The sequence below is a fragment of the Ligilactobacillus sp. UO.C109 genome (assembly GCF_026847815.1).
GTDB classification, from domain to species: Bacteria; Bacillota; Bacilli; order Lactobacillales; family Lactobacillaceae; genus Ligilactobacillus; species Ligilactobacillus salivarius.
On the sequence record NZ_JAPSFH010000003.1, the window covers coordinates 1 to 14,619 of the forward strand.

At 29.9% G+C, this 14,619-nt stretch carries 16 protein-coding genes; 7 read left to right on the top strand and 9 right to left on the bottom strand.

What is annotated here, in order from left to right; translation table 11 throughout:
• Positions 1-118: 118 nt before the first annotated feature.
• The 3 genes from OZJ21_RS00015 to OZJ21_RS00025 are packed head-to-tail and all read right to left on the bottom strand — an operon-like array spanning position 119 to position 1,453.
• Positions 119-397, bottom strand: coding sequence for a hypothetical protein (locus OZJ21_RS00015; protein ID WP_268857213.1), 279 nt, complete (start codon positions 395-397; stop codon positions 119-121).
• The gene (locus tag OZJ21_RS00020; protein ID WP_268857214.1) at positions 372-719 is read right to left on the bottom strand and encodes a GHKL domain-containing protein; all 348 of its coding nucleotides are present in this window, start codon (positions 717-719) and stop codon (positions 372-374) included. The genes OZJ21_RS00015 and OZJ21_RS00020 overlap by 26 nt, the downstream gene beginning before the upstream one ends.
• A complete protein-coding gene (locus tag OZJ21_RS00025) occupies positions 713-1,453 on the bottom strand; it encodes a hypothetical protein (protein WP_268857215.1) in 741 nt (246 codons plus the stop codon). Before OZJ21_RS00025 ends, OZJ21_RS00020 begins: the two co-directional genes overlap by 7 nt.
• Before the next feature lie 470 nt (positions 1,454-1,923).
• On the opposite strand from OZJ21_RS00025, the gene OZJ21_RS00030 reads away from it, so the two are divergent.
• Together OZJ21_RS00030 and OZJ21_RS00035 are read left to right on the top strand one after the other, a co-directional pair.
• Positions 1,924-4,458, top strand: coding sequence for a M1 family metallopeptidase (locus OZJ21_RS00030; protein WP_268857216.1), 2,535 nt, complete (start codon positions 1,924-1,926; stop codon positions 4,456-4,458).
• Positions 4,459-4,689: 231 nt separating this feature from the next.
• On the top strand, positions 4,690-5,424 hold the full coding sequence (locus OZJ21_RS00035) for a CPBP family intramembrane glutamic endopeptidase (protein WP_268857217.1): 735 nt from the start codon (positions 4,690-4,692) through the stop codon (positions 5,422-5,424).
• A 187-nt stretch (positions 5,425-5,611) separates the two neighbouring features.
• Here the strand turns inward: OZJ21_RS00035 and OZJ21_RS00040 are convergent, their stop codons facing one another.
• The 3 genes from OZJ21_RS00040 to OZJ21_RS00050 form a co-directional block, all read right to left on the bottom strand.
• Positions 5,612-5,953 (bottom strand): hypothetical protein, encoded by a 342-nt coding sequence (locus tag OZJ21_RS00040; RefSeq protein ID WP_268857218.1) that lies wholly within the window; start codon positions 5,951-5,953, stop codon positions 5,612-5,614.
• A 325-nt stretch (positions 5,954-6,278) separates the two neighbouring features.
• Positions 6,279-6,614, bottom strand: coding sequence for a DUF5388 domain-containing protein (locus tag OZJ21_RS00045; RefSeq protein ID WP_003699335.1), 336 nt, complete (start codon positions 6,612-6,614; stop codon positions 6,279-6,281).
• A complete protein-coding gene (locus OZJ21_RS00050; protein WP_268857219.1) occupies positions 6,614-7,426 on the bottom strand; it encodes a ParA family protein in 813 nt (270 codons plus the stop codon). The genes OZJ21_RS00045 and OZJ21_RS00050 overlap by 1 nt, the downstream gene beginning before the upstream one ends.
• Positions 7,427-7,802: 376 nt before the next feature.
• Here OZJ21_RS00050 and OZJ21_RS00055 point away from each other — a divergent pair, with 376 nt between their 5' ends.
• The 3 genes from OZJ21_RS00055 (at position 7,803) to OZJ21_RS00065 (ending at position 10,629) form a co-directional block, all read left to right on the top strand.
• Positions 7,803-8,111 (top strand): CAT RNA binding domain-containing protein, encoded by a 309-nt coding sequence (locus tag OZJ21_RS00055; RefSeq protein ID WP_268857220.1) that lies wholly within the window; start codon positions 7,803-7,805, stop codon positions 8,109-8,111.
• A gap of 56 nt (positions 8,112-8,167) precedes the next feature.
• Positions 8,168-9,115 carry a glucose PTS transporter subunit IIA gene (locus OZJ21_RS00060; protein WP_268857274.1) on the top strand — a complete coding sequence of 316 codons (948 nt, stop codon included), beginning with the start codon at positions 8,168-8,170 and terminating at the stop codon, positions 9,113-9,115.
• Between the two features lie 107 nt (positions 9,116-9,222).
• Positions 9,223-10,629: a 6-phospho-beta-glucosidase gene (locus tag OZJ21_RS00065; RefSeq protein WP_268857275.1), complete on the top strand. Its 1,407-nt coding sequence runs from the start codon at positions 9,223-9,225 to the stop codon at positions 10,627-10,629.
• 50 nt (positions 10,630-10,679) lie between these two features.
• On the opposite strand, the gene OZJ21_RS00070 is transcribed toward OZJ21_RS00065, so the two are convergent.
• Entirely contained in the window at positions 10,680-11,672 is a 993-nt protein-coding gene (locus tag OZJ21_RS00070; RefSeq protein WP_011476547.1) for a replication initiator protein A, read from the bottom strand.
• A 285-nt stretch (positions 11,673-11,957) separates the two neighbouring features.
• Positions 11,958-12,722, bottom strand: coding sequence for a replication initiation protein (locus OZJ21_RS00075; protein WP_003708637.1), 765 nt, complete (start codon positions 12,720-12,722; stop codon positions 11,958-11,960).
• Between the two features lie 818 nt (positions 12,723-13,540).
• On the opposite strand from OZJ21_RS00075, the gene OZJ21_RS00080 reads away from it, so the two are divergent.
• A complete protein-coding gene (locus OZJ21_RS00080; protein ID WP_099460271.1) occupies positions 13,541-14,038 on the top strand; it encodes a hypothetical protein in 498 nt (165 codons plus the stop codon).
• Between the two features lie 32 nt (positions 14,039-14,070).
• Here the strand turns inward: OZJ21_RS00080 and OZJ21_RS00085 are convergent, their stop codons facing one another.
• Positions 14,071-14,238: a hypothetical protein gene (locus tag OZJ21_RS00085; protein WP_268857221.1), complete on the bottom strand. Its 168-nt coding sequence runs from the start codon at positions 14,236-14,238 to the stop codon at positions 14,071-14,073.
• Between the two features lie 40 nt (positions 14,239-14,278).
• Here OZJ21_RS00085 and OZJ21_RS00090 point away from each other — a divergent pair, with 40 nt between their 5' ends.
• A complete protein-coding gene (locus tag OZJ21_RS00090; RefSeq protein WP_268857222.1) occupies positions 14,279-14,611 on the top strand; it encodes a hypothetical protein in 333 nt (110 codons plus the stop codon).
• The last annotated feature ends 8 nt before the right edge of the window (positions 14,612-14,619 follow it).

Consider the following 14,619-nt stretch of genomic DNA (forward strand, 5'->3'; position numbering starts at 1 on the left):
TGTTAATTTCTAACTATTAAAAGTGTGCATACTTGATGCATACTTTTTTGATATTTTGAGAAATATATAATTGTATTTAGATGTTTTAAATATCGCAAAAATATTGTTAAATTAGCATTTATGGAATGTTGTGAAATATACTGAAATACCATATTATAATTGTACCTAAATTATCAATTTCTCTAATTCTTTGAGAAACTTCAAAACCACCATACCTAGAATTTTTTAATTCAATATCTAGCAAATAAATATTATTTTCATCTGGCTGAGTAATATGTTGCAATAATTTATCTGATTCTTTAAAAGTTTGAATCACTAAGTTTGGTTGAATACTCTCTAAAATCAACTTTAAGCGTAAAATTTGAAGTGAATCATCCTCTAAAATAAATATTTTCATCTTTTTCTTCCTTATTTAAAACTAACTCCTGAGTAAATGTATAGTCACTACTACTTGTTTTTAAGGATACATTGGGATAATGACCGATCAACCTTTTAACAGTCGCTAATCCTTGCCCTCTATTTCCACTCTTAGTTGTATAATTTTCTTTGAACAGTGGGGCTATCTCTACTCTTTCTACTTTAGTACTATTCTCAATAATTACTCTTTCAATATCAGCATCTTTAATATATGCCACTAATAATCGTGGTTCCTTACTTTCCAACGCCGCTTCAATTGCATTATCCAACAATATAGATAGTATTCTAACTGCATCTAGCAATCTTGGTATTGAACCGTAACACCATCATTTATTTCAATTTCCAATTCAATTCCTTCACGAGCTGCATAACTAAATTTATTATAAAGAATACTTTTAATTGCTGAAATTTTTACATGTTTCAGTTTACCCAAATCATAGTAAGCCGCGTTAATCTTTTCTTTACTTGGTTCCATAATTTTAGTATATGTTTCTTCTATCAACTCTAGATTTCCACTTTTAATTGCTTGATCCATGCTAAGTAAAATATTCAAATAATCATGTCTGAATCTTCTAAGATCTTGATACATTTCTTCAATCTTGTTCGCATAATTTTCAATATTCTGTAATTCCAAATCTTTTAGTTCATCAAGTTCTCGTTTGGTTTCCAATAAGGCAATCGCTCTTATATATCCCCAAAATAAAATCAATCCTATTACATAAATACTTACCCACCAACTATTGTAATTATCATTAAATGTTGATCCATAAATTAAGTAGATTGCTAAAAATGCAATAGCCACTAATTCCATTTTTCTCTTTTTACTTGAATCCGACATTAATAAAATTTCCAAACTATCTTTAAACCAATAAATAATTCCTATCTGCATTAAAAAGATTATACTTTGACAAACCAAAGTTCCTAAATAATTATTGTAGTTAAACCAATCGTAGATTTTATTTCCATAAAAATTCAAAACTACTTGTAAAATCCAAGTCGTGATAAAAGAATACATTACAAAAATTATGTATCTCAACCAACTGTCTCTTCCATTATCTTGATAATAGGTAATCAATACTCCACCGATAATCATAATTAAATTACTAATTTTAATCGGTATGCAAATAATCATTAACAAAACAAATGCAACTATATGCAAAAAATCAAACTTTACTCGAATAAGATAATGTAATTACCTCTATCATCAAAGTTGTAAGCATTCCAAAAATATAAATTCCCATATAAATCACCTTGTATAAATATTAATTGGTTATTATATTTTAAACAAAATTTTTAAAATTTACAAATCACTATATTACTTGCTTTTGTGTTAATGTATATGTATAGTGTTAAATACATAATGTTTATATATTAATTTTATAAATTATGTTAAATATATAATCCATTTATATTATATATAATTATATATTTTTAATTGTATTAATAGATTTTTCTCATTTAAAAGCGTATTATTGACTTATCTAGTAAATGAAAGGTGGTCAAATAATGGGACAAGTATCACATTTATATGATTTATTCCAACCAAAACATTATCAAATTTATTTAGATATTAATCGTGAAAAGAAAACATTCACTGGAGTTACAAAAATTTCTGGGAATGCTTCTCAAAAAGAAATTGCTTTACATCAAAAATTCCTCAATATTCTTGATGTAAAGGTTAATGGTAATTCTACCGATTTTAAATTCGATGATAGTTCTGAAACTGTCTCTTTTAATGTTCCTAATACTGGAGATCTTGATTTAGAAGTGGCATATTCTGCTAAGCTTACTGATTCTATGATGGGAATCTATCCTTCTTACTATGAAGTTGATGGTGTAAAAAAACAACTTATCGGTACGCAATTTGAAACTACATTTGCGCGTCAAGCATTTCCTTCTATTGATGAACCAGTTGCTAAAGCTACTTTCGATCTTGCTATAAAGTTTGACGAGCATGAAGGTGAAACTGTCCTTAGCAACATGCCAGAAGTTAAGACAGAAAATGGTGTGCATTACTTTGACACTACTGTGAGAATGTCAACTTACCTTGTAGCCTTTGCCTTTGGTGAACTACAAAGCAAACTTACTGAAACTAAATCTGGTGTTAAAATCGGTGTATTTTCAACTAAAGCTCATGCCAAAAAAGAACTAGATTTTGCTTTAGATATTGCTAAACGTTCAATTGAATTTTACGAAGATTATTATCAAACTCCATATCCACTCCCTCACTCCTGGCAACTAGCCTTACCTGACTTTTCAGCCGGAGCCATGGAAAATTGGGGCTTGGTAACTTATCGTGAAGCTTATCTATTATTAAATCCTGATAACACATCTTTAGATACAAAGCGTATTGTTGCAACTGTTATTGCTCATGAACTTGCTCATCAATGGTTCGGTGATTTAGTAACTATGAAATGGTGGGACGATCTATGGTTAAATGAAAGTTTCGCCAATATGATGGAATATGTTGCTATCGATGCACTACAACCTGACTGGAATATCTGGGAATTATTCCAAACATCTGAAGCACCTCAAGCTTTACAACGCGATGCAACTGATGGCGTTCAATCCGTTCACGTTGAAGTTAAGGATCCTGCTGAAATCGATTCTCTATTTGATCCAGCTATTGTTTATGCAAAAGGTTCTCGTTTATTAGTAATGGTTCGTGCTTTAATTGGCGATGATGCTCTACGTTCTGGACTAAAAACTTACTTCAAGTCACACAAATACAATAATGCAGTTGGTTCTGACTTATGGAAAGCACTTGGTGAAGCTTCAAATCTTGATATTGGCTCTATTATGAACTCATGGCTAGAACAACCTGGTTATCCAGTTCTTAATGTCAATGTTAAAAATGGTCATTTAGTAGTTGAACAAAATCAATTCTTTATTGGTGAAGGTAAAGATGTAGATCGTTTATGGCAAGTTCCTCTACATGCAGACTTTGCTCAAGCCCCTAAGCTACTTACACAAAAGGAATTAGATTTAGGTGACTATCAAGAATTGAGAAAAGCAGCCGATAAACCTCTACGTTTCAATGTAGGAAATACTTCTCATGTTGTAGTTAATTACGCTCCTAAACTATTAGAAGATATTTTAGTTAACTCACAAAATCTAACACATATTGATAAATTACAATTATTGCAAGATTTACGTCTCCTTGCTGATAGTGGTTTAGCTTCTTATTCTAAGGTTATTCCATTATTAAAAGAATTTTCAAATAGTGATTCAGCTATTGTTAATGAGACTTTATATAGCATTGTTAATAATTTGAAATTCTTTGTTACTCCAGATTCCACTGATGAAGCAAACTTAAAGAAATTTGTTAATACTTTAAGTGCTGACCAAGTTCAACGTTTATCTTGGTTACCAAAGGATACTGATAGCAATGACGATCAACTAGTTCGTCCTCTTGTTTTGAGTGCCGCTTTATATGCCGAAAATTCTTCTGTAGAATCTAAAGCCCATGAAATCTTTACTCAAAATCAAGATAATTTATTAAGCTTATCTTCTGATATTCGTGCTCTTGTATTGCAAAATGAAGTTAAAAATTACAACTCTCCTCAATTATTTGCATCTTTACTCGAAGATTACCGTAAAACTAGTGATAGTTCATATAAAAAAGACATTTTGTTTGCATTGACCTCAACAAAAGATACTAACCAAGTTCAACAAATTGTATCTCATTTCGAAGATGCAGATACTATCAAACCTCAAGATTTACGTACTTGGTACTTTAGAACTCTTTCAAACAATCTAGGCGAACAAGTTGCTTGGGATTGGATTCGTAACGACTGGAAATGGCTTGAAGATACAGTCGGTGGCGATATGGAATTTACATCTTATATCACAGTTACTGCACGTGCATTGCATACAGAACAACGATTAGCTGAATTTAAAGAGTTCTTTGGACCTAAACTCAATACTCCAGGATTAACACGTGAAATCATCATGGATACTAAAGTTATAGAAAGTCGTGTTTCTATGATTGAACGTGATAAAAGTAGTGTAAATGATGCCATTTCAACTATTATTAAATAGCAATATCTCTTAAAAGAATTAAAATCAGCAAATTAAGCTGATTTTAATTCTTTTTTGTTATTTGTGTTAATGTTAAAAATATAATGTAATAATATTATTTATATTCATAATGTTATTATTTAATATGATAATTTACCACAACTGCTGTTGTATAATTAGATAATACTAGACTTTATAAGAAAAATATGTTTTCCTATTATTAAATATATTGTTAAGGGAATGTATAGGGATATGAGTTTAAAAACATTTAAGGTACCAGTTGTACTGGTATTACTTTATGGTATTTTAATAGTTGGAACAGGTACATTAGTTCATTTTTTAGGGATTAAATCTGAACTATATTCTACATTTATAACTGTTCTGTTAAATTTTGTAATTTGCGGAATTATGTGGTTTATAAATAAAAAATTTATTGGAATAAAAATAAATTTCAAAATAGATTTTTCTTTTTTTAAACAACATAAGATTACAGCTGCCGCAATAGTATTAATTACTCTTTTTATGATTGTAACTAATATCAATCATCTATTTATAGCACTATTAGTATCTCTACAAGCAGGGATTGTTGAAGAAGTTGTTTGTCGAGGGATAATTAGTAACTATATCTATACTCATCTACGCCTAAAAAATGAACGTAAGCAAATATGGATTAGCGCTATTACTTCAGGTTCTTTATTTGGATTGTTGCATTTTATAAATTTATTTAGACAAGAATTTTTACCGACTTTAAGCCAAGTCATAGTGGCAGCAGGAATAGGTATGCTATTCGCAGTAATATATTTAATATATAAGAACTTATTTGCCACAATAATAATACATTTTCTCAATGATTTTTGGATTATTATTAGTACTGGAACTGCGACGCAACATACTCAACCGCTACTATCAACAATTATTACAACTTTGATATATATAACAGTATTAGGAATACTGGCAAAAATAATCATAAGTAGAAAAATTAACTAATATGAATTAAATAATTTACAATAATAGACCTCCCTAAAAAACAACATTTCTACATTTTTAGGGAGGTCATATTTTTTACTTTTCCAATCCTCATCCTTAAAGATAACGCGTGAGTTAATCTCTTCTTTTGTGTTAATGTTAGTATATTGTGTTATTAACATAATATACTAACATTTAATATATATATTTACTTTTTATATTTAATATATATATCTAAGATTATAAAAATCGGTCCTAAAAAAATAAATAACATACTCATAATCATGCTTTTTGCTACACTATATAGCCATTCTGACATATTATCATGCGACATTGTATCTACACTCGTATATTCATATGGATTCGTGTAGACTCCATTTGAAGTCCATTTTCTATCTTTATGATTTTGCGCAAGATCCTGATGATGTAAATCTAACGCTTTTTGCTTATAAGAAACTACTGGTTCACCATCGGATATAAACCAACTTTGATGTTTCAATCTAAAGAATGGGAGAATAGCTGTGGTAATAAAAAAATACATATGTTGCATTTCAAATGTATACTTCGTCGGGTGAAAAGTAATGTCCTCTTTATAAATAAATATTAGAGTTAGACAAATTATACCCACTAGCAAATACCTTATTAACTTTAATATCAACCATACATTTTTCACCGTTACTTTCCCTCCATTCAAGATTATCTTTTAACACCACATGTTAATAATTTTCTTTATTATACACTTTATATAAATGTTGTCTACATAATATTATCCTATTAACATTATATAAATATATTATTTATTATATATAATCTATTTACATTTAACACTATACACAAAAACAGAGGATAATATCAAACTATCCTCTGTTTCGCCATTATTTTTTACTTAGTGATGTAAGATAATCTTTTTGTTCCAAAATATTCAAGATACGATTAAACCTTTGCCTGTCACTATCGCTTAACTTTTCAATTCTTTCACTCAATAGATTCCCTACAACTTCTTTTTGGGTTGATCCAATCCCTATATTATTTAAAGCTGTTATTTGATTTCTAATATGATTATCTACACGAACATTAGCAGGAAAGGTTACTGTATTTTCATCAGTAACTACATCACCACGTTCAACCTGATTTTCAACTTTTACTGGTCCACTATGAACTAATTTGTTTTGTCCACTTTTTTTAGAATGATTAAGTAATCCACCAGCCATTATTCTTCACCTAACCTTTCTAAAATTTCATTAGCAACTCCCTTGAAAGCTGCATGTGTTTTCTTATCCCATGAATCACTTGGATTATCAGTAATCCCCGTCATATCCATTCTCTTAACACGTTCCATTTGCATAATTTTTGCATTAAAGATATTTTCATCACCAAATTCTTCTGAAGCTGCGTCCAAAATTTCTTTATCTACGCTAGCACTTCTTTTTGATAAGAAAGGCAAAATTCCTAAGATATCAACTTTAGAATCATATACATCAACAATACTATTTTGTAAATACTCAATCAAAACTTCTGCACCTTGCAACGAACGTTCTTGAGTTTGAAGAACTACAATAATTTGATCACATGCATAGAAAGCTGTATCGTTTGGTAATGAAATTGTTGGTGGAACATCTATGAAGATAAAGTCGTATTTATCACGTAATGAATCAACTTTCTTTTTGAAGAAACCAATACGTTCTTTTTCATCCATAAAGTTTCTTTCCAAAAAACGACTATACATACTAAAGTCAACAGCGTTTGGAATAAGGTATAAATTGTCTTCAATTTCAATCGTTATTGAATCTAAACTTTCTTCTCTATTCAAAGCGGTCATTAATGATGATTCAATAGTTGCAACTTTATCTTTATTTTGATACTTAGTTTTTAAAAATAGGGCAGTAATATTAGCCTGAGGGTCAAAGTCTATAACTAGACACTTTTTACCCATTTTTGCTAAGTTGTAACTTACTAATGCAGTAGCGCTAGTTTTTCCAACGCCACCTTTAAAATTTAAAAATGATAATACTGTGGCAGTCATTTTTTAACCTACCTTTCTACATTTACACATTTATACATTTGTACATTATCTATAGTTAGTTTACCACAATCTCCTACAATGTGTTAATTCTTTTTGTTTAATTATAACATTGTGTTAATACATTATATATTATATATAATGTTAATTGATTATATTAATGTTTTATGTATTTATATTATATATAATGTATTTAATAAATGTTATATGTTACAAAAGAAAACGGTTGCTAATTTTGTTGCCTTATATTATATTCTTCTTGTGTAAGTTTGGATAGTTATTGCGCTTGGGTAAGCTAAACCAATATACATCTTTTTTGTTGTAGTCTCTACAAAGATGTATATTGGTTTTTTTATTACTATTCAGAAAGGAGGCTACTATGAAAATTTTTAAAGTTAATATTGTCATTACTCTCGATCAAAATAATCAAGAAATCATTTTGATGGGTAGAGGATTAGGTTTCAAACAACGACCTAGAAATAATATCGATGAAAATTTAATTGAAAAACGTTTTTCTCTTAGTTCATCAGATAATGAGGAATCTTCAGTCTCTCAATTATTATCCAATATTTCTTTAGAAGATATTAGAGTTGCCACCCAGATTTTAAATTATGCCGAAGATATCTTTAATACCAAAGTTAGTGACTCAAAAGTTATTGCTCTTAGTGACCATATCCATAAACTTTAGGTTTCTTAGTAATTGGACCTTTAGCTACTTTCGGTTCTAACTTAGTTGGTTCTGCTATCTTAGCTGTTAGAAACTTTTCTCCACTAGTAGCAGGAGCTTTAGTAGCTGGTTTCTGGCAAGTTTTAGTCGTGTTCGGATTACATTGGGGAATTATTCCTATTTACTTCAATAATATCGTCACAAATGGTTTTGACAATGTTATGATGCCATATTACTGTACAACATTCGTTACTTCCGCAGTTTTAATTGCTATATTATTGAAAAACAAGGATAAATCCTTTAGAAAAGTTGCTATACCCGCAACAATCTCAAGTTTACTAGGTACTACTGAACCAGCAGTTTACGGTGTCTTAATTCCTAAAAAGAAACCTCTATTAATTAGTTGTATAGTTTCAGCAATTGTTGGTGGTTTTTATGGTTTATTTAATTTACGCAAATTTGCAATGGGCGGAATGGGCTTTTTCGAATTACCTGGTATGATCGATCCTAAAACACACAGTATGAATAATGTTTACATCGCTTTAATCGGAATTATATTATCATTTATTTTAGGTTTCATCGCTACCATGCTTTTCTGGAAAGATGACACTTCTAAGAATCAAGTTGTATCTAATCAAGATGTTACAACAAAAGATACTCTGCAAGAATTAATTGAAAGTCCATTAGAAGGAAAAGTCTTACCTTTATCGGAAGTGAAAGATGAAGTTTTTTCTAAGGGATATATTGGAAAAGGATTTGCTATTGAACCAACCAAAGGAGAGGTAACTTCACCTGTTAACGGAACAATTACAACTTTCTTTCCAACAGGACATGTCATTGGGATAACTTCTGATTCAGGGATAGAGATTTTAATTCATGTTGGAATGGATACTGTTAATTTAGAAGGAAAATACTTTACACCTTTAGTAAAAAAAGGTGATAAGGTTACAATTGGTCAAAAGTTATTAAATTTCGATCTTGAAGGAATTAAAGGAGAAGGATATTCAGTTATCACACCTGCTTAACCAACTCAGCTCAATATAAAGATGTTGTTACAGTTAGTGATAATGGCAAAAATTTATTATCAGTTTTAGTTTAAATGGGGTGTTATCTATGAAAGAATTTCCAAAAAATTTTTTTATGGAGTGGGGCAACCTTAGCTAATCAATATGAAGGTGCATATTTGGAAGATGGAAAAGGTCTCTCTAATGTCGATTTAATTCCTAGTGGTTCTCAGCGGCTAGCCGTTGCTCGCGGAAATTTAGATCCTGTACTATTACCAAATACAATCAATTTTCCTGCACGTTCTGCAGTTGATGATTATCATCATTTTAAAGAAAATATGGCCTTTATGGCAAAAATAAATTTTAAGGTATATCGTTTCTCAATTAGTTGGAGTCGCATATTTCCTAATGGCGATGATGATCAACCAAATATGGCAGGCTTAAAATACTATAAACAAGTAATTGATGAATGTTTGAAATATAACATTGAACCTTTAATTACTATTAATCACTTCGATGTCCCTAATAATCTAATTACAAAGTATGGAGCTTGGCGTAATCGAAAACTTATTGATTTCTATCTAAAGTTATGTGAAACTTTATTTACACATTTTAAAGGTAAAGTTCATTATTGGCTAACTTTTAATGAAATTAATATGATCTTACATCTTCCATATTTAGCGGCAGGACTTACTTTTAAGAAAAATGAAGATAAACTCCATGTCAGTTATCAAGCCGCTCATCATCAATTAATCGCAAGTGCTAAAGCTGTATTATTAGGACATGAAGTTGATGCTTCAAATCAAATAGGTAGTATGTTAGCTGCAGGATGTATTTATCCTAACACTTGCAATCCTATTGACGCATGGGACAGTCTGACTGAACAACGTAAAAATTACTTTTTCTCTGATGTTCAAGTTCGTGGGGCTTATCCCAACTATGCTCTAAAATATTTTGAAAAGATACATTTTGAGTTATCCAAAGATACTGATGATCTAACAATATTAAAGCAAGGTACAGTGGACTTCGTATCGTTTTCTTACTACAATAGCCGTGTTATTGGAAAGGCTGATCAAGATCAAACAGCTGGAAAACTATTTGCTTCTTTAAAGAATCCATACTTAAAAACAAGTGAGTGGGGCTGGCAAATAGATCCACTTGGTTTTCGTATTACTTTAAATGAACTCTATGATCGCTATCAAAAACCATTATTCGTTGTAGAAAATGGCCTTGGTGCAAAAGATACTTTATCAGTTGAAAATAAAGTCAATGATACTTACAGAATTAATTATCTTCGCGATCATATCCAAGCATTGAAAGACGCAGTCACTGAAGATGGGGTTGAACTATTAGGATATACAAGTTGGGGTTGTATAGATCTAATCAGTGCTAGTTCCGGCGAAATTTCCAAACGCTATGGCTTAATTTATGTTAATTTAGCTGAAGATGGTTCAGGTGATTATCAGCGTTTTGCTAAAGATTCAGCTAAATGGTACGCTAAAGTTATTAACTCTAATGGTCAAAATCTAGACTAATTTAAGCTAAAAATCATTTGTAAGAATCTGTATTATTACGGGTTCTTTTTTTAGAAACTCAATAATACGTTTAATTCTATTTCATCATCTTCAGTTAATTCGTAATTGTCTATCAAATATTGTTTCACTGCATTTGCCATAAAATTTCGTAAGTAAACATAGATGAACTTGGCTTTATTCTGTACTTTTTCTTTGCCTTTATAGATGATTTCTGCAATCTGAAGTAAAGCAGATTCTAGTCCTCGTTTTAATAAATCATTAGATTCAAACTGAGTTGCTTCTTGGCTTGCAGGATTATATAACCATTTATCATTAGATAATAATTTCTTCGTTACTTGACTTTTAGCTTTAAAAATAGTGTCGCTAAACCATTTCAATTTTGTATATGAATTATTTGCTAATACTTTCAATCTAGAAACCACAGGAAGACTAAAAGTATCTTTAAGTCTTGTAACAATTGAATCTAAAGATAACTCATTTAATATATCTTTTTTGGATTTTTTAGGTGTGACTAGAGTGTTACTCTGATTTTGTGGTACTGATTCATTTGATTCTCTTGATAATAATAATTTGGTTTGATTATTGTTAGATTGATTTATAGGCAATTTTTGCGACTTCGTACTAGCAGAATTTGCAGGAACGGATTTAATAGGCTTTTCAAAGTCAAAATTAGCCCAAGGCAAAACAAGATCTGTTTCAGCTGGAGTTGTTTCTGGTGTATTTACATAGATCTTAAAATTCTTAAGACCATAACGAACAACTCTTATTAGGCCACAGTCAATAAGTTGAGAGCGTAAAGTAGAAATTTTTCTTACAGACATACGAAGAATTTTTGCAGCTTCATCATTAGAAAAATAGATAAAAATCCCTTCTGAATCTGTAAAAGTATCGTTACCAGTTTGAGAATGAAAAGCAGATACTTCTTTTCTTTGAGAATATAGTGAATATAAAATCATAGCATCACAACTTAATTCTTGATACTTAGGATTATTGAATAAATCAGTGTTTATTGGTAAAAATGCACGAGATGTAAGACTTTTCATTGTGTAAACTTCCTTCCATAAAAATTATTTGAAGTACACACAAGACTAAAAATGATGAAAAAAAGACATAATAATGCTATAATTAAAAACATAGATAGCGAAAAATGAGTCCAAAAAACTCAAGTTAATTTTGGTGGTGCTTAATTAACTTCTATAAAGAGCTATCGTAAGTTTGATATTAATTATTTATTCTTAGTCTGGGTGGTACTTGACTGAGATTTTACTGTATGCTGGTCACATACAGTTTTTAGGCTCCTTACTTTGGTCGGTAGGGGGCTTTTTTATTTAGTCATCTAATAATGAAATTTGACGTGGTTCGTCAAGATTTCTTAAAATACGTTTTCCAATATTAAAACGGTAAGCTATGATTCGATGAGCTTTACCTTTTTCATCTTGTACAGGTGTAATTTCAAAAACAGTAAAATACTCCTGTAGGATTTTACTAACTTTTGTTAAAATTAATCTATTGATATCCGTTGGTCGATAAGATTTAGGGATAGAGAAAAGTTCTTTAAAATCCTTTAATACAACATCAAAGACTTCATTTTCGTGTTCTCTAGCTAAACGAAAAGCTGTTTTCGCATATTTAGATTTGATAGAAGTAAATTCTTCAATGTCAAAGTTAGTTACGAATCCTTTGGCTAAATCATTAACGATATAGCGAAAATCTTCGTTAACAGCAACAGTTAGAGTTTGTTGATTCCCATCTATTTGAAAAGTTGGGAATAGGGTAAACTTAATGATTTGTTGTTGATTATGGATTCGAACATTTAAAGAGGCTAGTTTTGTTGTCATATTATCAAGAGACTTGATTAATTCTTTGTTTGAAGTCTTCTGAAAACTTGCTAATTCACGAATTTGAGTAAAAGATAATTTGGTCTTTCTTTCACTAGTTTCTTTAACCTGACTTAGGATAGCGAAGAAAATATTCTGTTCACTTTCATTCATAAACCCAATAGGAATACGATTTAATTCATTATCATAACGAACTTCCTTGGTATTAGGGAAGGCTGTTACAATTTCCTGTTGGACAACAGGTTCTTTAGACATACAAACACCTCACAATACATAAGATGTAACTAAGAATTATCATAGAAACATCTATAAATTATCATTATGTTTATTATAATCATATAGAATTAATAATTACAATATAATTGAATGAATTTATAGACCATTTTTACACAGCGAAAAAATAGATATACATTACAGACTATTTTTACACCTCGACATAAACAAATCCCGGTCTTATGCACTTTTTACATAGATAAAGCTTGTAATTATGCGAATTATAAGAAATATAATAACAGTGAGAAAAGAGCACTTTAGTATATAATCGATAATTTTATTAAAATTGAAGAATCTTGATATGTCAAGGCTTACATGCGCAATTTAAGGCCTTTTTTACAACAATATAATGCTCGAAGTGTAAGAATAGTCTACAAATTTTTGGAAGTGTAAAAATAGTCTTTTAAAATAAAAGAAAAAGGGGAATAAGATATTTTTCCACTCCGAAATGGCCATATTGACCACTTCGAAGTGTAAGAATAGTCTAAATAGAGATAAAAAAAGAAGTTAGAATGTAAGGAAATAAAAGAAAAAGGGACAGAATCTATTCGGAGTGTAAAAATAGTCTTTTTTATACAGACTATTTTTACACCTCGAGTACAATTAAATTTTCGAAGTGTAAAAATAGTATCAAAAACACATAACATTATACATTGTGGTAATGTTATGTGTTTTTTACATTATATATATCTATAATGTTTGTGGATTGAATATTTATTTCTATAGACTACCCTTACACTTTGAAATTTATTATATATAATAGGAAGGGATACGTTCATTTGAATTAAAGAGGGGATAATATGACAGCTGAAAGTATTATTTCGATGCTGAAAGAAATATCAGATAATGGAAATAAGAAATACCCTGTCACTGATTTTGGTGGAGTATTTATTTTTAGAATAACTTTTTTTGATAAAATTCCTAATGATGTAGCAAATAAACTTATTGATCTTAATTTACCGGATGAAGTAATTGAATTACTAAGTTGTACTAATGGATTGAATTTATTCGAAGATGAGTTCCAAGGTATGGAATTAGGCGACCCTGTTTGTAAAATTTATTCTGGACAGGAAATCCTAAACAGATATCAAGAATCAATAGATAAAGACTTAATTCCTATACTACTTTTCCGTGATTATGGTGAAATGTGTATCAATATTAGACACTATAAGCAAGAAAAAGATTATTTAACTTATCCAGGTATGGAAATGGATAAGTGTTTTAAATGTACTTTTCTAAAATGGTTAGAGATGTTTATTGTAGCGAACGGCAATGCTTTTTGGGAATGGAATTATTGATAAACAGCCTGAGAGTTTATTGAACTTTTGGGCTATTTATTTTTCTTCTTTTTCTGATAATAAGATAAAGGAATTTCTATTAGGGCAGATATTATCGCAACAATAAAAATCCAAGTGTGTCCGGTTTTTAAATAGTATGATGTAGAAAGGATAGTTACTACTAGGATGCCAGCAATTGTTTTAATCCCAAAATATGTCATGTGACTTACTCCTTTTAAAGGTAACAGTAAAGAAGGAGATTTGAAAGTAGATGAACTACTAAATCGTGCTGACTCTGGTCTATATTACTTATGCCAACAATTATTGGAAGAATATTTTAAAGATATTTCAGAAGAGGATGCTATAAAAATTCAAGCTGACTTTTTATATCCAATTAAGAAAATCTTAAAGGACTTACTTGTTAAATATGATCTTTTTCAAGAAATTGAGAAATTTTTTGAAAAAGATAACTATGACTATGCTTTATATAGAGGTAAGTCAGATTGGCATATGTTAATAGAACAGGTAAAAGAACCAGACGATTTTTCTTTTATAGAAAGCAATGGAAAGCTACAAGCACAATTTAATAAATAAGCGTTTAA

Bases quoted from the DNA above. Each gene is read 5' to 3' on its own strand.
- OZJ21_RS00055 (WP_268857220.1), top strand. From the start codon at position 7,803: ATGAAAATTTTTAAAGTTAATATTGTCATTACTCTCGATCAAAATAAT.
- OZJ21_RS00075 (WP_003708637.1), bottom strand. From the start codon at position 12,722: ATGTCTAAAGAACCTGTTGTCCAACAGGAAATTGTAACAGCCTTCCCT.
- OZJ21_RS00050 (WP_268857219.1), bottom strand. From the start codon at position 7,426: ATGACTGCCACAGTATTATCATTTTTAAATTTTAAAGGTGGCGTTGGA.
- OZJ21_RS00015 (WP_268857213.1), bottom strand. From the start codon at position 397: ATGAAAATATTTATTTTAGAGGATGATTCACTTCAAATTTTACGCTTA.
- OZJ21_RS00040 (WP_268857218.1), bottom strand. From the start codon at position 5,953: ATGCAACATATGTATTTTTTTATTACCACAGCTATTCTCCCATTCTTT.
- OZJ21_RS00035 (WP_268857217.1), top strand. From the start codon at position 4,690: ATGAGTTTAAAAACATTTAAGGTACCAGTTGTACTGGTATTACTTTAT.
- OZJ21_RS00080 (WP_099460271.1), top strand. From the start codon at position 13,541: ATGACAGCTGAAAGTATTATTTCGATGCTGAAAGAAATATCAGATAAT.
- OZJ21_RS00045 (WP_003699335.1), bottom strand. From the start codon at position 6,614: ATGGCTGGTGGATTACTTAATCATTCTAAAAAAAGTGGACAAAACAAA.
- OZJ21_RS00085 (WP_268857221.1), bottom strand. From the start codon at position 14,238: ATGACATATTTTGGGATTAAAACAATTGCTGGCATCCTAGTAGTAACT.
- OZJ21_RS00030 (WP_268857216.1), top strand. From the start codon at position 1,924: ATGGGACAAGTATCACATTTATATGATTTATTCCAACCAAAACATTAT.
- OZJ21_RS00070 (WP_011476547.1), bottom strand. From the start codon at position 11,672: ATGAAAAGTCTTACATCTCGTGCATTTTTACCAATAAACACTGATTTA.